Annotated in this window: 19 protein-coding genes and 1 riboswitch; of the genes, 1 reads left to right on the top strand and 18 read right to left on the bottom strand. The window is 34.9% G+C overall.

Annotated elements, in window-relative coordinates:
- Positions 1 to 2 precede the first annotated feature (2 nt).
- Both ABM34_RS02515 and ABM34_RS02510 read right to left on the bottom strand, forming a co-directional pair.
- Positions 3 to 875, bottom strand: a complete 873-nt coding sequence (locus ABM34_RS02515; protein ID WP_048703008.1) for a DUF459 domain-containing protein — start codon at positions 873 to 875, stop codon at positions 3 to 5.
- Positions 876 to 918: 43 nt separating this feature from the next.
- Positions 919 to 1761: a DegV family protein gene (locus tag ABM34_RS02510; RefSeq protein ID WP_048703006.1), complete on the bottom strand. Its 843-nt coding sequence runs from the start codon at positions 1759 to 1761 to the stop codon at positions 919 to 921.
- A 125-nt stretch (positions 1762 to 1886) separates the two neighbouring features.
- Between ABM34_RS02510 and trhA the strand changes: the two genes are divergently transcribed.
- Positions 1887 to 2564, top strand: a complete 678-nt coding sequence (gene trhA, locus ABM34_RS02505) for a PAQR family membrane homeostasis protein TrhA (protein WP_048703003.1) — start codon at positions 1887 to 1889, stop codon at positions 2562 to 2564.
- On the opposite strand, the gene ABM34_RS02500 is transcribed toward trhA, so the two are convergent.
- The 16 genes from ABM34_RS02500 to xerD all read right to left on the bottom strand — a co-directional run bounded on the left by ABM34_RS02500 (position 2550) and on the right by xerD (position 16924).
- A complete protein-coding gene (locus ABM34_RS02500; protein ID WP_048703001.1) occupies positions 2550 to 3047 on the bottom strand; it encodes a dihydrofolate reductase in 498 nt (165 codons plus the stop codon). The genes trhA and ABM34_RS02500 overlap by 15 nt on opposite strands.
- A 19-nt stretch (positions 3048 to 3066) precedes the next feature.
- Positions 3067 to 4017, bottom strand: coding sequence for a thymidylate synthase (locus tag ABM34_RS02495; protein WP_048702998.1), 951 nt, complete (start codon positions 4015 to 4017; stop codon positions 3067 to 3069).
- Between the two features lie 8 nt (positions 4018 to 4025).
- Entirely contained in the window at positions 4026 to 5924 is a 1899-nt protein-coding gene (locus ABM34_RS02490) for an ABC-F family ATP-binding cassette domain-containing protein (protein ID WP_048702996.1), read from the bottom strand.
- 94 nt (positions 5925 to 6018) lie between these two features.
- The gene (locus tag ABM34_RS02485; RefSeq protein WP_048702994.1) at positions 6019 to 6483 is read right to left on the bottom strand and encodes a hypothetical protein; all 465 of its coding nucleotides are present in this window, start codon (positions 6481 to 6483) and stop codon (positions 6019 to 6021) included.
- Between the two features lie 54 nt (positions 6484 to 6537).
- A complete protein-coding gene (locus ABM34_RS02480; protein WP_048702993.1) occupies positions 6538 to 7737 on the bottom strand; it encodes a CCA tRNA nucleotidyltransferase in 1200 nt (399 codons plus the stop codon).
- A 4-nt stretch (positions 7738 to 7741) separates the two neighbouring features.
- Positions 7742 to 8989 (bottom strand): tetratricopeptide repeat protein, encoded by a 1248-nt coding sequence (locus ABM34_RS02475; protein WP_048702991.1) that lies wholly within the window; start codon positions 8987 to 8989, stop codon positions 7742 to 7744.
- Between the two features lie 70 nt (positions 8990 to 9059).
- Positions 9060 to 9335, bottom strand: coding sequence for an HU family DNA-binding protein (locus ABM34_RS02470; protein ID WP_048702990.1), 276 nt, complete (start codon positions 9333 to 9335; stop codon positions 9060 to 9062).
- Positions 9336 to 9523: 188 nt separating this feature from the next.
- Positions 9524 to 10837, bottom strand: coding sequence for a ribosome biogenesis GTPase Der (der, locus tag ABM34_RS02465; RefSeq protein WP_048702989.1), 1314 nt, complete (start codon positions 10835 to 10837; stop codon positions 9524 to 9526).
- 12 nt (positions 10838 to 10849) lie between these two features.
- A complete protein-coding gene (gene cmk / locus ABM34_RS02460) occupies positions 10850 to 11509 on the bottom strand; it encodes a (d)CMP kinase (RefSeq protein WP_048702987.1) in 660 nt (219 codons plus the stop codon).
- Between the two features lie 63 nt (positions 11510 to 11572).
- A complete protein-coding gene (locus ABM34_RS02455) occupies positions 11573 to 12607 on the bottom strand; it encodes a LysM peptidoglycan-binding domain-containing protein (RefSeq protein ID WP_048702984.1) in 1035 nt (344 codons plus the stop codon).
- Positions 12608 to 12692: 85 nt separating this feature from the next.
- A complete protein-coding gene (locus ABM34_RS02450) occupies positions 12693 to 13247 on the bottom strand; it encodes an ECF transporter S component (protein ID WP_048702981.1) in 555 nt (184 codons plus the stop codon).
- 70 nt (positions 13248 to 13317) lie between these two features.
- Positions 13318 to 13438, bottom strand: a riboswitch (FMN riboswitch).
- Positions 13439 to 13467: 29 nt separating this feature from the next.
- Positions 13468 to 14196 carry a pseudouridine synthase gene (locus ABM34_RS02445; RefSeq protein WP_048702980.1) on the bottom strand — a complete coding sequence of 243 codons (729 nt, stop codon included), beginning with the start codon at positions 14194 to 14196 and terminating at the stop codon, positions 13468 to 13470.
- Positions 14197 to 14339: 143 nt separating this feature from the next.
- Complete coding sequence (gene scpB / locus ABM34_RS02440) at positions 14340 to 14897, bottom strand: SMC-Scp complex subunit ScpB (RefSeq protein WP_048706327.1); 558 nt, start codon at positions 14895 to 14897, stop codon at positions 14340 to 14342.
- A 20-nt stretch (positions 14898 to 14917) separates the two neighbouring features.
- Positions 14918 to 15643 carry a segregation and condensation protein A gene (locus ABM34_RS02435; protein ID WP_048702979.1) on the bottom strand — a complete coding sequence of 242 codons (726 nt, stop codon included), beginning with the start codon at positions 15641 to 15643 and terminating at the stop codon, positions 14918 to 14920.
- Positions 15644 to 16027, bottom strand: a complete 384-nt coding sequence (locus tag ABM34_RS02430) for a hypothetical protein (protein WP_048702976.1) — start codon at positions 16025 to 16027, stop codon at positions 15644 to 15646.
- Between the two features lie 9 nt (positions 16028 to 16036).
- On the bottom strand, positions 16037 to 16924 hold the full coding sequence (gene xerD, locus ABM34_RS02425; protein WP_048702975.1) for a site-specific tyrosine recombinase XerD: 888 nt from the start codon (positions 16922 to 16924) through the stop codon (positions 16037 to 16039).
- Positions 16925 to 16937: the final 13 nt, after the last annotated feature.

Here is a 16937-nt window from a genome sequence, read left to right as displayed (position 1 = left end):
TATTACTTATATAACCATTCTTTCTTGGTATTTTGTATCTCATCAAAAACTTTAGCAGTCATCATATCATAACCCTTTGCATTTGGGTGAAAATGGTCATCATTTGATAGGTAGGGATTGATACCCGTCTTTTGTGCCTTTTTATCTGCATAATTAGTTTGATATAGGTTATTAATGTCAACATAGTAAGTATCATTGACGGAACTGGCAACTTGAGCAGAGCCCTTCCCCCAATTGACAAAGGCAGTTTGAGCATCTTTGACATTAGATAAATAAATACTAAAGGGATTATATATTCCAATTAAATAAATTGGTGCTGAAGCATTATAATGTCTGATATCTGCTAATAAGACTCCGAGTCTTTGATCAAAAGCTTGTTGTTCTGTAGCAATATCTTTTCCTGTTAAATCCATGCCTTTTTTCTTTAGCAGATGCATAAAATCATTTCCACCGACGGTAACGGTAATAATGTCTGCATCGGGCAAGGCTTTATGGATTTTTTGATCAAAAGATATTCGGTCAATAATTTGGCTACTTGTATTTCCAGAAACACCAAAATTTGCTGAGGTTGCCTTAACTTTATATTTTGAACCAACTTCTTTTTTTAGTCGAGTAACATAACCTCCACCAACTGACTTGGAATCGCCAATACCTTCCGTTAATGAATCACCAATGGCGACGATGCTAATATCTTTTTTCTTGGGTACAACTTTCTTTTTAATGCTGATTTTCTTAACTTTTTTTGTGGTAGTGTCTTTTTCTTGGGTGGTTTGGACAGATTCACTGTGGGTTTTTACAAAATAGTAACCTCCCCCGGCAACTACCAACAATAAAATAACTATCGTTGAAATGATCCAAACTGTTTTCTTCTTCATAATTAATCCAACTTTCAAAAAAAGCTGATGTTAAACATCAGCTTTATGCGGTATAAAATTCAATGGCAAATGCACCCGAACCAGCGTGAGTAGCAATAACCGGACTTGTCACTCTAATGAGTAGTGGAACATCAGGTACAATTTCTTCAAGTTGAGCCTTCAATTCATTAACATAATCCATATTATCAACATACGAGATGCCAATTGCTTTAATGTTTTTTAATTCTTTAACCTCAGCCATAACGTTCTTCATATATTTTTCGATTGTTTTACGACCACGGCCACGTTTTACTACGTCTAAACTGTTGTTTTTCAAAACCAAAACTAAATTTAAATTCAGAAGTGTTGATAATGTTCCGGCAAATCGACTCAAGCGACCGCCACGCAAAATATTTTCAATACTCGTCACTCCCATATACAAATAGGTGTGATCACGAATATTATTAATTGCTGACTTAATTTCGTCAACTGATTTGCCCTCTTTTGCTAACTTAGCTGCTTCAAGCACTTGAAATGCTAATGCACGATCAGTATATTCGGTATCAATTGCTTCAAAATTTCTATCAGTCATGTCACTAATTTGGCGTGCAGCATTTATCGTCCCACTAATTGCCTCAGTCATGTTTAATGACAAAATATCTGTGTAGTCATCAGGAACAGCATCAACAACTTCCATAAACGTACCAATTGATGGTTGGGAAGTCTTAGGTAATTCTTTGGAACTGTCCATCTTCTTAACGAATTCTTCTCTTGAAATATCAACACCATCAGTGTATGTATTACCATCGATCTCGATAGTCAAAGGAACAATACCAATATTGTTTTCTTTAATTTCCTCTTCAGTTAACTGAACTGAAGAATCAGTGATAATTTTAACCTTGCTCATATTCTCCCTCTTTCATAGGGTTTCCTTAATCTAATTGTTTAAATTATACCAGATTTAGTAATAATGTATTAACTTTACGATAAGTATTATACTGTACTTAAACAATTTGAAAGTTGGTTTACATTTTGAGCAAAAATGAAGTAACAAAAAATTCGCAAACCACAAAGTTTTCGCGGACGTATTTAATACTGAATGAAATATTCAGCGCCGTTACTCATGGTATTGGAATAATCCTGGCAGTATTCGCTGCAGTATTTCTATTAATTAAGGGTGCTAAAACTGGTGACCCCTTAACAATTACAGCATTCTCCATTTATGCATTTACATTGTTTTTCTTATATTTAAGTTCAACCTTATTTCATAGCTTATATTTTACAAAAGCAAAAGGCGTTTTCCAAATATTTGATCATAGTTCCATTTTCTTAATGATTGCTGGAACTTATACACCATATTGCCTAGTCGCACTCAAAAGCACACCATTTGCGATTACATTATTATCAATCATCTGGGCGTTAGCAATTGGTGGAATTCTTTATAAAATCTTCAATGTGGGTCGTTTCAAATATTTTGAAACATTGCTTTATGTCTTAATGGGTTGGGCAATCATTATTGCAATGAAGCCTTTATTTCACGCCATTGGCGCAGTCGGAACTTGGCTGCTTATCTTTGGTGGTATTGCTTTTACTCTTGGAGCATGTGTCTACTTAGTAAAAAACATGCGATTTGTTCACGTAATATGGCATATCTTTGTCATGTTAGGAACAGCACTCATGTTTTTCTCAGTATATTTATACGTTGGTTAAACGTTTGAAAGTTTCGAAGGTATATGGATAGATATTCTTATCGTCCATAATGCCTTCTTTTTTTTCGATTAATTTAAATTCATTATAGTTTATCTCAATCATTTTGGTGTCACCGTCAAAGCTATGATGAATTTTGGTGACAAACAAAGTATCAACATTATCTTTGAACATTTCAAAAATAGTTTTACCGCCAATTATCATAACTTGTTCATCAGGTGTAATCATATCAAGCAACTGTTGTTTAGTATTCACCAATAATGCAGGCTTTTGAACTCGGTAGCTTGAATCACGTGATATAACAATATTCTTACGATTTGGCAAAGGACCATTTGGAAAACTCTCATAGGTTTTTCTTCCCATAACAATAGTATTTCCAGTGGTGACGTCTTTAAATCGTTTCATATCGTTGGGAAGTTTCCATGGTAAGTGACCATTTATACCAATATTTCCTAAATCATCTTCCGCCCAAACAAATCCAATCATCTAAATTACCTCATTTATTTTAAACTGCCACAGGAGCCTTAATGGCGGGTTTTGGATCATATCCTTCTAGAGTTATATCTTTAACGTCTAGGTCAAAAATGCTTTTATCTGTATTTATTTTCAGCTGTGGACCTTCATTTGGGATTCTTGATAATTGTTCTTTTACTTGATCCAAATGGTTTAAGTAAATATGTGCATCTCCAAATGTATGAACAAATTCACCGACTTCTAGTCCAGTTTCTCTAGCAATTAAATGTGTCAATAATGCGTAACTAGCAATATTAAACGGAACGCCTAAAAACAAATCAGCACTTCTTTGGTAAAGCTGACATGATAATTTGCCATCATTTACGTAAAATTGAAACATTGTATGACAAGGAGGTAGCGCCATTGTTGGTACATCTTCAGGATTCCAGGCACTAACAATCATTCGTCTTGAATCAGGTGTATTTTTGATTTGATCGATCACGTTTTTGATTTGATCGATAAATCCACCTTCACGGGTCTGCCAGTGTCTCCATTGTGCTCCATAAACAAACCCTAGGTCACCATATTGCTTTGAAAATTTATCATCAGTCAAAATCAAATCGTCAAACTTCGATTTTTCTTCTTTATATTGCTTATTAAACTCTTCATCTACAAGACTTCGACGACCAAAATCTGTCATATCTGGGCCTGAATAGTCGCTGCTTTCAATATACTTTTTGAATGCCCACTCATCCCAAATATGATTTTTATGTTGTAACAAGAAACGGATGTTGGTGTCACCATGCAAGAACCACAATAATTCACTTTTAATGAGCCCAAACGGAACTTTTTTGGTTGTTAATAGTGGAAAGGACTTAGCAAGGTTAAATCTTGCCTGATAGCCAAATACACTAATTGTTCCCGTTCCAGTACGATCGTCCTTTTTATGACCATTATCTAAAACATATTTTAATAAATCTAAATATTGTTGTTCGTTATTCATTTTTTCTCCTAAACGAATTGGCTTAAATATTCCCAGCGTTCCATCAACTCGTCACCTTTTTTGTTAGCTTCGTCAAGTTGCTTTTGGAAATCCATTAGCTTCGTATAATCGTTGCTGTCATCATTTACTTGTGCTTCTAATTTGGAAATTTCATCATCAAGCTTCTCAATTTGAGGCTCTAATTTTTTTAATTCCATTTGTTCCGCATAAGTAAGTTTAGTTTTTTCGGAACTATTTTCAGATTTAGCTTCAGCAGCATTCTCTGATTTGCGTTCCTTTGTTTGTTGATGTCTTTCTTGCTCTTTTTTATTCATTTCTTCAAGATAGCCAGAATATGAATCATAACTCTCAACAATTTTCCCATTACCTTGGAATATTAATAACTTGCCAGCAACTTTATCAAGGAAATATCTATCATGAGAAACTGCCAAAACTGTTCCTTTAAAGTCCTCAAGATAATTTTCTAAAATTGTTAATGTTTCAATATCCAAATTGTTAGTTGGCTCATCAAGAAGCAACACATTAGGCTGCGTAATTAATATTGCCAATAAGTACAATCGTCTTTTTTCCCCACCAGATAATTCTCTGATAAAGGCACCTTGCATTTGGTGATCAAACTTGAAGGTATCCAGCAATTGTGAGGCTGACATTTTCTCTCCATCATTATTGTGTACATTTTGTCCAATGCCTTCTAGATAACGAATGACACGTTTATCAGAATCCATATTCTGAGTGTACTGTGTATAATAACCAAGTTTAACAGTTTGACCAGTCTTAATAGTACCTGAATCAAGTGGAACTTCTCCAGCAATTGCATTTAAAAAGGTTGTTTTACCTGATCCATTTGAACCAGTTATTCCAATTCGATCCCCGCGACTAACAAGATAACTAAAATCATCAATAATATCTTTATCATCAAATTTTAAATTGGCATTATCAATTTTGAACACATCATTTCCCAATCGTTGTTGAGCAATATCAATTGACATTTCACCTTGCTCTTCTCGCTTATCAGAAAGATCGTCTTTCAAATCATTGAAACGGTCAATTCTTGCTTGTTGTTTAGTACCACGGGCTTTAACGCCAGCACGCATCCAATCAAGTTCTTTTTTATACATCTGGGTCTTATGATGTTGGACCGCAGCCATGGTTGCTTCATTTGCTGCCTTTTGAGAAAGATATTTTTCGTAATTACCATCATATTCAGTTACATTTTGATGTTCTAATTCAAATATACGATTAGCAACCTTATTCAAAAAATAACGATCATGGGTAACAAACATTACAGAACCCTTGAACTTGTTCAAATAGCCCTCAAGCCAGTCAATTGCTTGATAATCCAAATGGTTGGTTGGCTCATCCAAAATTAAGAGATCAGCATCAGAAATCAACGTTTGTGCTAATGCAACACGTCTTTGTTGTCCACCGGATAAGTCGGCAACTTTCTTATCTAATTCAGTAATTCCTAATTTGTTCAGAATTGATTTGACATCAGATTCCATTTGCCAAGCATCAGCAGCATTCATTTTTTCCTGTAAATCAAAAAAACGTGACTGAATCTTTTTATCATCAGAATGAGTATTGAACTCATTCAATGATGCTTCGTATTTTCGGATCAATTTGAATTGCGCACTTTCGCCCGCAAATACAGCATCGGTAACGGATAGATTTTCATCAAGTTCTGGCTGCTGCTTCAAATAATTGATCTTGTAATCCTTTGGCTTCTCGATATCGATGGTATTCAAATCCTCTTGATTAACCATTCCATCAAGTAAAGTTGTTTTACCAACACCATTTAAACCCAGTAGTCCAATTCGATCATTTTCATTAATGGTAAAAGTAACGTTTTTAAAAAGTGTTCTTTCACCGAAATTCTTTGATGCATTCGATACATTTAATGTTTTCAAATAATTCACCACGTATTTCCAAAGTTACTTAATATTTTAGTCGAAATCAGGCAAAGAAAAAAGCCTCTTCTTACGAAGAGACTTAATTTAAAGATTAAAGTTCATCTTTATAGATATCATAAACAGTTGAATCTTTATTTACAGTTAGATACAACTTACCATTTTTCTTTGAAATAGCTGATGATTGATAGGCATTATCCAATCCAGCAGCATCCTTTTGTTTAAATGGTAAATAAATTTGCATTGGTTCTTTATCTTCATCTTCGCCGAAAATAATATCAAATTTTTCAATATCTTGATATTTCATTAAACGGTTAAACATACCATCAGCCATTGCAGCTGTTGATACATCTGTATCTTTAATATAGTCAGCTTCAGGAAGAATCTCAATTCTAAAACTCTTACATGGGTGAATTTCTTGCATACGTCCACCACTGATACGACCAAAACTAGTTGTAACACGTGAGATCCAGACATCACTCATTTCACCATGGTTTACTGTCCATGTATCTTCATTTCTAAAATAGAACTTTAGCTCTTTAAATACGTGTTTGCTCATGTTACCACCCTTTCGAATACTAAAATACTTAACACAGTTATGATACCACGGTTGTTACAATATTAACAAATATCTTTGTAAATCTTTATAGGTATTTGTAACCGTTTGCGTAACGACGGCTTTTTCAAGTATATCCATGTATTCACCGATTTGAGGGCCTGGTTTGATATCTAAGATATCAATGACATCTTTTCCTGTAATTTTCATAGAATGTGAATTTTTTATCGGAATTTCTGAAACTATATTATCAATTTGCTCAATATTTATTTTGACATTGAATAGCTCACAAAGAGCCTCAACACGGGGTATGTTAGTAATTCCAAGTTTATATATTTTCCATACATCAAAATCTTTATTCTTGAAATTAATTAATTGATTTTCTGTTAATAGACAATCTTCCCTGATTTTGTTTGAAACTTTCCACTGACGTAAGAAATGATTAAGCTCTTCCCCATGAAGGTCCAAAACATATCCGATTGCTGTCCAAATCATGGTTTCATCAATCATTTTGACGTTTGGTGCTTTAACTAGTTTTGAAAGTTCATGTAAATTATCTTTAAATCCAGGACAGTATTCATATAAGTTTAATCTCAAGAAATCTGACAATCCATTTTTCCAAGACTGTCCAAAAAACATTTTTACAAACTCTTCATGAACACGTTCGACCGCAATTTTTGATAGCAAATGTGCGTTATCAGCAATAGCACGTTCTGTCTTATCTTCAATCGAGAAATTCAATTGTGATTGAAACCTAACTGCACGCATCATTCTTAAAGCATCTTCATGAAATCTTTCATCCGCAACCCCAACTGCTTTTATCAAATGATTCTTCAAATCAGTAAGCCCATCAAATTTGTCCACAACATTACCATTATGGTCAACTGCTAAAGCATTAATCGTGAAGTCACGTCGTTTCAAATCATCCGTAAGCGACCTTACAAAAGTTACTTTGTCTGGCCTTCTATAATCCTGATAACCAGACTCTGTTCTGAATGTTGTAATTTCATATGAATTATCCCCCATCAAAACAGTTACGGTTCCATGTTTAATACCTGTATCGATCGTGTGTTTAAATATTGACTTAATTTCCTCTGGATAGGCACTAGTGGCGATATCAACATCGTGGATTGGGAGACCTAAAATGTGGTCTCTAACACTACCACCTACGAAGTACGCTTCGTAGCCAGCATCCTCAATCATTTTTAAGATAGGCAGTGCCTGTTGAAAGTCTAAAGGAAGTTCTTTAAGTCGCATTTAATTACCCCATTTGATCTAATAGATTTTGCATATCTTCGTCATCAGGATTTTGACGTAAGTATAGTTTTAATGCTGCTTTTAGTGCTGGCTTATCACCGGTGCTTCTCAAAATATCGATCATATCATTCAAAAAGTCCAGGTTATCTTTATACTCGTCAAAGACCAAACCAATATTTTCTTGAGCCTTGGACAAATCATCAGTTTCATAATATGACTTTGCTAAATTCCAAATTAGCTTTGGATTATTGTTAATATCAACACTCTCTAACAAATCAAGATTATTTTTATATTGACCATGAGTAATATAGAAATCACTCAATCTGATAATTAAAGTTAAGGGATGTTCAACTGATTTAATACCTTTGTTAATAATGTTGAGTGCCTCTTCGGGATTCTCAGAAACACCCGCATCAAAAGCGGTCTCATACAATCTTTCGTCTAGTTCATTTAGGTTTAATCCTAATTGTGCATACTTGAAAGCTTGTTCATTATTTTTAATATTTAAATAATCATCAGCCAAAACAACATAAGCAGTTGGATAATCGCGGTTAACATCCAAGAGTTTCTCAAGAGTTGCAATAGATTTATTATAGTTCTTAACTTGATTATACAAAAATCCTAATTGATATTGGGCATCTTCGTTTAATTCAATTGCATTCAATTGTTCAAATTCAGTAATTGCCTCTTCATACTTGCCCATTCCCGCTAACGAACTGGATTTACGCAACTTCAGAGAAATACCTGAATATTCTTCAATTCCATCATCCAATAAGAAATTGTAGAATACGATGGCTTTAGCAAATTTATTTTCATCAAAATACAATTCAGCAATCGCAAATCTAAAAACATCTTCTTCAGGATACTTACGTACGCCCTCTAACAGCTTTTGTTCACTAACCTCGTACATTCCTTGAGATTGATAAATATCAGCTGAGACTAGCAAATTTTCAGCATATGAAGGAGAATCAGGCTCAATCTCCGAAATATAATTAAGTGCTTGATCAGAATTTCCATCTGAAACTGCAATTTCTGCCAATCTTGATAAAATTTGTCCTTCATCAGGATATAGTTCTAATAAATGCTGATATACCACTTTGGCCTGAACAGACAACCCTCGGCTCAATAATGTTTCAGCTAATGAGAATTTTGTTTGATCATCATCTTGTTCAAGTGATTCTTGGATTAATCCATCCACATCTGTAAAATCACCGGCGTCAATTGTTTCAATAACTTCATCTGCTTTGCTCATTTTGTCTCCTCCAAAATAAAAAAGTTTTCAATAAAAAAAGCGGTCATACGACCGCCCCCAAGAAATAATACTATTTAACTGAATCCTTCAATGCTTTACCTGGTTTGAATGCAGGTACTTTGCTTGCAGGAATCTTAATTTCTTCACCTGTTTGTGGGTTACGTCCTTTACGTGCAGCACGTTGACGAACTTCGAAGTTACCAAAGCCAATTAATTGTACTTTGTTTCCTTCTGATAAGTTTTCTTGAATTGATTCAAATACTGCGTCTACTGCTGAAGTAGCGTCTTTCTTTGTCAATCCTGTTTTAGTAGCAACACTATCGATAAGTTCTGCTTTGTTTGCCATATGTGATAACCTCCGGAGATAAAAAAATTTTTTTAGAAACTATGAACAATTGACGTGGTGTTCATCATTCCAATAACAAAAATACCATAGCAATGGGCATTAGACAAGCGTTTAACCGCCAAAAGCTCCAAAATTAAGTATTTTTATTAATATTTTCATCAATTTTCTGAATATCCACTCAAATACTGCTACTTACGCTTTCTTGGTAAAATCTTGATTGGTGTTCCTTCAAAATCAAATGTATCTCTTAATTGATTAATCAAGAATCTTTCGTATGAGAAATGTAATAATTCATTGTCATTAACAAAAACAACAAATGTTGGTGGTTGAATTGCAACTTGAGTCATGTAGTAAATTCTCAATCTTTTACCATTAACTACAGGAGTTGGTGCAATTGAAGTTGCTCTCAACAATAAATCATTTAGCATTGCAGATTGAATTCTACGATGACGGTTATCATAAACTTTTGTAACCAATTCTGGAATCTTTTCTAATCGTTGACCCTTAATGGCAGATGTAAATAGAATTGGTGCGTATGACAAATATTGAAATTGATCACGTATTTGGTTCTCAAAGTCCCGCATCGTGTGAGTATCTTTTTTCAAAGCATCCCACTTATTAACGACAATAATTACACCCTTACCGGCGTTGTGTGCATATCCTGCAACTCGCTTATCTTGTTCACGAATACCCTCTTCAGCATTAAGAACAACACAAACTACATCTGATTTATCGATGGCACTTAACGCACGGAGTACTGAATACTTCTCAGTATTTTCGTAAACTTTACCACGTTTTCTAATACCAGCCGTATCGATCATAGTGAATTCTTTTTCTAAACGCTCATCGTAATACTTTGTATCAATAGCATCACGAGTTGTACCTTCCATATTAGAAACGATAACACGATCGTCACCCAAAATGGCATTTACCAATGATGATTTACCAACGTTAGGACGACCAATAAAACTGAACTTGATTGAATCGTCAACTTCGTGAGTGTCCTCAGTTGGAAACGCCTTTACCACTTCATCCAGCAAGTCACCTAAACCAGTTCCCTGTGAACCTGATACTGGATTTGGATCGCCGAACCCAAGAGAATAGAAGTCATAAATTGTTTGACGTTGCTCAGGATTATCAGCCTTATTAACTGCTAAAATAACTGGCTTTTTTGTACGATAAAGGATCTTAGCAACATCTTCATCTTCTTTGGTTACACTGTTTTGACCATTAACGATAAAGACGATGACGTCTGCTTCATCAATAGCAATTTCAGCCTGATTCTTAATTTGTACTGTCATTGGTTCATCTGACATATCAATACCACCGGTATCGATAAGTCTGAATTCTTTACCCAGCCAACTTGCTCGGGCATAGATTCTGTCACGAGTAACACCTGGAGTGTCCTCGACAATTGATAGTCTTTCATTGATAATTCGATTAAAAATCGTTGATTTACCAACGTTTGGTCTACCTACTAAAGCTACTACTGGAACGGCCATATGCATGCCTCCTTATTTCTTTGAATTTACAATTTCTGAAACTTTATTTACCACTTGTTCAATACTCATATCTGAAGTATCAACTTCGATTGCGTCTTCAGCCTTTTTAAGGGGTGAAATTTTACGATGAGAATCTTTATAATCTCGCGCTTCAATTTCATCCTCCAAAATTTTTAGAGAAGTATTAATTCCACGTTCAACATTTTCTTTATATCTACGTTCAGCTCTAACTTTTACACTAGCAATCAAAAATATTTTGACTTCTGCATCAGGTAAAACTGTAGTTCCAATATCTCTTCCGTCCATAACAATATTTGCATCATTAGCAAGTTTTCTTTGCATTTCAACCAATTGCTCACGAACTTCTTTGATGGCTGATACTTGGGAAACGTTATTCGTAATTACCTCACTACGAATTTCATTGGAGACATTTACATCATCTAATAATACATCTTGACCCTTATCAGTATTAAGGAACTTGATGCTATGTTTGTTCATTAAATCTAAAATTCCAGACACATCACCATAATCTATTTTATGGTTTTTTGCAAGTAACGTCACTGCACGATACATTGCTCCAGTGTCACAATACACGAAATTAAGGTTTTTGGCTATTAATTTTGCGATTGTACTTTTTCCAGCTGATGCTGGTCCATCGATTGCTATTTGCATAATTATTTACACCTACTTAAAAAAAATAAAAAAGACAGGAAATCACCTGTCTTTCATTTTACATTATTTTATGCGTAATTGTGTACCTGGAGCTAAGTTTGTCACACCAGGATTCAATCCTTTAAGTTGTTCAATTGAAAGTCCGTTGTTTACCGCAACACGATACCAACCTTGACCTTGTCCAACTGTGGCATAACTTGCACCACTTTGACCAGAGCCAGATGCTGATCCAGAAGCATTATCAGAAGCAGCAGTTGAAGAACTATCTTGAGTCTGTTGTGCTGAGTTATCAGTTTGTGCAGCTTGGTTAGATTGGTCAGCAGCTGTACTATTATCAGTATTTTCGTTTACAGTACCTGAGCTTGACTTACTGCTAGATTTCTTCTTAGTACTACTAGCCTTTTTCTTAGGAGTTGTCTTTTTAGTAGATGACTTCTTCTTTGAAGTTGACTTTTTTGCAGTATCTTTATCTTGCTTTTCAACTGATTGTTCAGTTTGATCACTACCAAGATTACTTCCATTGTTGTCACCACGGACAAAATACAAAGTAACGGGAATGAACATTAATGCAATCAAAATGATGACTAAGATAGCAACTAATGTGTGATTACCACGCTGTTTGCTTTTACTTACAGCACGAGAAACATGACCTGATTCATCTTCATCAGAATCAAATTTGTTTTCCCATGGCTTTCCACCATCGGCCTCTTCACGTGTATCTGGTTGTGAAGTAGTTGAGTCAGCTTGAGTGTTATTATTCTTGCTCATAGCAGAACCAGCTGCGACTCCGGCACCAACTGCTGCTGCAGTCTTCATTTCGTCATTTTGTTTGCTTGCTTGTAAATGATCGATGTTTTCATCTGAGTTTTGATTAGCCGTATTGGGATTTGAACGAGGAACGTTATTAACAAAATCTGAACTAGTTCCTACATCCTTACCAACAACACTTTCAGTGTTTGCTGGAGTTGTATCACTATCTGAAGGTACTAAATTGTACTTTCTTAAATCCTCCGGGCTGACTGAACCCTTTCGACTCAAACCCTCTGTTGAAGCAGGGACTTTTGAACCGGAAGTATTTTTATTGTTATTCTCGGGCATTAAAATTCAACCTCCTAATTTCTATCCTACTAAGGATAGCATATTAAGTTAAACTTTTTATTAAAAGAATGTTAAAAATGCCTTATTAGTACTGAAAATTCAAATGACCTTTCAGTCTTGGATAAACAATGATCGTACCTGCACAAGCGATTAATGACTTAATGATATTAAATGGAATAACTCCGGTAGCAACATATTGCGGAATACCCATATTTAGTTTCATACCAACAACATTGATGTACAAAGGCATTACGACGAATAAGTTGAGTAATGACATGATGATAGTCATTGTAATTACACTCGAAACTACTGCCATAACTTTTTTGTCACGCTTCCAAAAATAAGTAAAAGGAATTAATAAACTAACTCCACCAACAAAATTTGAAAAATCGCCTATCATCCCTGCGACGCCTTGACCAGTGATGATCCAGTGGCACAAAGCTTTAATGAATGCAATTGCTGTACCGCCAACTGGACCAAATGTTAATGAACCAATAAGCGTCACAATATCGCTTAAATCGACTTTCAGAAATGGTAACCAAATTAATACTGGAAACTCGAAAAACATAATAATGGCAGCTAACGCTGACAATATTGAAACTCCAATTAAATTGTGAAACTTCGTTGTACTTTTTCCCATAACAATCAACCTCTCTCGTTGATCCCCGAAGAAAAAAAGACCCATTTTGGGCGTACCAAAACAGACCTTCCTCTGTTTTCTTCCATCTAGACTTTAACTATCGGTATAGGAGTTTCACCTATTCAACCAGTAAAAACTGGGTAGCGGACTGTACCGCCGGTCGGGAATTACACCCTGCCCTGAAAACCAACTATTTAATTAATAACTTCACTATATCAGATTACTTTCTTTCCTTCAACAGAGCAACTTCTTGACGTGTTAAGTTACGATATCTTCCAGAAACTAAGCCTTCCAAATTCAAGAATCCATATTGCTCACGAGCAAGTTTTGACACTGGATGTCCAACGGCTTGGAACATGTTTTTTACTTGATGATTGTGGCCTTCATGAATTGTCAGTCGAACAATCGAAGTATTCTTTTTAGTATCTTTTGACATCACACGTAATTTAGCTGGTGCTGAAGTATAATCTTTAAATTTGATACCAGCTTCAACCTTTTTGATCTCTTCAGTTGATAAAAATCCCTGAACTTTTGCGACATAGACCTTGTCAACATGATACTTAGGATGCATTAGTTTGTTCGCAAAATCCCCATCGTTAGTCAAGAGAATAATCCCCGAAGTATCATAATCTAGTCTTCCAATTGGATACACACGTTCAGGAACGTCTTCTTTTAGCAAATCGGTAATAACCTTACGATCCTTGTCATCTTTAACGGCCGAGATGACGCCTCTAGGCTTGTACATCAAAATGTAACGTTTTTTCTCAGATCTTATCGGAACACCATTAACCTCAATCTTATCGTGACTATCGACCTTGACGCCCATCTCTCTGACAACTTTTCCATTAACAACTACTTCGCCATCAGCAATCATTTGCTCGGATTTCCTTCTGGATGCAACTCCGGCATCAGACATCGCCTTTTGTAAGCGAACTTTTTCTGTATTCATTTATTTACCCCTCAACGGAAATTTATAATTTAACTTAATTTCTCTTCTGTTTCATTGTATAGATTGCAATCTACTAGTGCAACAATTCCCACCAACTTAAAAACGCCACATCCAAGACTGAATGTCGCGCACTTTTATAAAATTTATTCTTGTTGATCATCTGAATTAGTGTCACCAACATTATCAAACAAATCAATATTACCTTGAGGAGTCTCAAAGTTTTCAATCTTAGGCATTTCATCGAGGCTTTTAATGCCAAAATAATTAAAGAAATAATCTGTCACAACATACAAATTAGGGTGTCCAGGAACATCCTTTTTACCATTTTCTTTAATAAGTTTTCGAGCCACCAAAGTATTGACGCTTCCCGAGCTTTGAACTCCACGAATATCATCAATTTCAATTCTTGTAATAGGTTGCTTATATGCAACAATTGACAACACTTCTAGCGCAGCCTGACTAAGTTTTGTTCCTAATCCAGATTTGAAAAATCTAGTCAGAATATCAGCATATTCACTCTTAGTAACCAGTTTATAGATTTTATTATAGTTAACTAATTTTATTCCTGATGACTTATCGTTTGTAAGCTTAATCTCTAACTGTTCTAAATTTTGTCTAATTGCTGATTTATCTATTTCAATTAGTCCAGCAAGATCACTTTCACTTACACCTTGATCTCCGGCAACAAATAATAATGCCATAATTTCTGCTTGATACACTATTAATTCCTCAATTCAATAATTAACTCACTCTCAAGGCTCTCTTGATGAGCGATTATTTGTTGATTACGAACCATCTCCAAAATCGCCATAAAGTCGGTAACCACTTCTTCAACCCCATGTCCAATTTTGAGTAATGATTTAAATGTAATTCGTCTGTGTTTAGATAATTTCGATAAAATCGATTCTTGAGCTGCCTCAATTGAAATAGTTTCATTTTCAACCATTTCGGTTTTGGGACCGTGCTTGATTTGGTTTTGTAGTAATTCTGAATAAACACTAGCCAAATCAGAAATTGCGACAGAACCTGGCAACAAAAACTGTTCCAATTGTGTTTTAGGAACACTGGGTTCTTTATCATGTAGCTTACTTCTAGAGGCTTCTTTTTCTTCAAAATATTCTGCAACATGTTTGAAGGTTTGATAGGTTAACAACTGTGATACTAACGCATCACGAGGATCTTCGACATCAATATTTTCATCTATCTCATCCGGAGCCTTTGGTAACAAAAGTTTACTCTTAATGGACATCAAAGTAGATGCCATAACCAGATAATCACCAGCGATATCGAGCTGCAGCACTTTCATATTATTTAAGTAGTCCAAGTATTGTTGAGTAATATCAGCAATAGGGATGTCATAAATGTCTATCTTTGATTCTTTGATTAAATGTAATAATAAATCAATTGGACCCTCAAAATCAGTTAATACTAATTTCAATTTTTCCATTTAGTCAGATTCCGTTTCTTCTGATTGGTTATTTTTTTCTGACCAAAGTCTAAGTTGGTCTACTAAACTAAAACTACCAAGAATGGTATATTTTGGAAATTTTCGTTTGATATCATCAAATATCTTGAAAGTATTAGTTTGTGAGCGGTACGAAGGAGTTAATGAAATATAATCGATAAATACAGTTTTGGTTGAAAAAGATAATGCGACTATTCCTGAGTAATCCTCCACATTACTTTTCCATAAATATAACTGGCGATTCTCGTCTTTATCATATAAATTCAGTTCTTTTTCCAGATTATTCATATCTTTTAATTCAGAAATATAAGACATGAATCCCATGGTAATCTTTTTATTTTCATCTTTATTATATTTGGTTAACATTTTTACCTCCTAAGCCCGGGGATGCGCTTGCTCGTACACTTGTTTCATTCTTGTTTGATTGATATGCGTATATATTTGTGTCGTTGATATATCCGAGTGACCTAGTAATTCTTGAACAACCCTTAAGTCAGCACCATTGGCTAATAAATTAGTAGCAAATGAATGTCTCAAGGTATGAGGGGTCACGTCTTTAGTGATTCCAACTTGATTTATATATTTTTTGATCATTCGCCAAATGGATTGTCTAGTCAAATGTTGCCCACGGAAATTTAAAAAGACTTGTGTCTTTTGTCCATACCTCTGAACTAAATCGTTACGAGTATCTGTGAAATACTTTTTGAGCCAATTAATAGCTGTATCACCAATTGGCAACAATCTTTCCTTATCACCTTTACCGACAGTTTTTATTAACCCCAGATCAAGATGAAGATCATCCATTGTCAAGTTGATCAATTCACTAACACGCAAACCAGTCGCATACATCACTTCAAAAATGGCTCGATCTCTGATTCCAAGTGGTTTACTAATATCTGGTGACTCGATTAAAGAGACAACTTCTTCCATTGATAGAACAACTGGTAAATGTTGTGCTTTTTTTGGAGCATCTAATTCAGTCATTGGATTAACATTGATGTTTCCCATTAATTCCATCCACTGATAAAATTTTCTTAATGTTGAAAAAATTCTAATCTCACTCGTTTTTGACTTTCCAGCTTGATCCTGGAACGCAAAAAAATTAGTAATCTGAAAATGATCTTCCGGATATTTTTTCATCCCATCTTTTTCCAAATAATGGCTGAACTCTAGTAAATCTTGTCGATAAGACAAAATTGTATTTTGAGACAATCCCCTATCAAGTCTCAAATACCTCGAATAGTCACTGATTATATCTTTCATATATTGGCAGTTT

It is taken from the genome of Companilactobacillus ginsenosidimutans (genome assembly GCF_001050475.1).
In the GTDB taxonomy this organism is placed as follows: domain Bacteria; phylum Bacillota; class Bacilli; order Lactobacillales; family Lactobacillaceae; genus Companilactobacillus; species Companilactobacillus ginsenosidimutans.
This window is presented reverse-complemented; position numbering and strand designations above follow the sequence as displayed.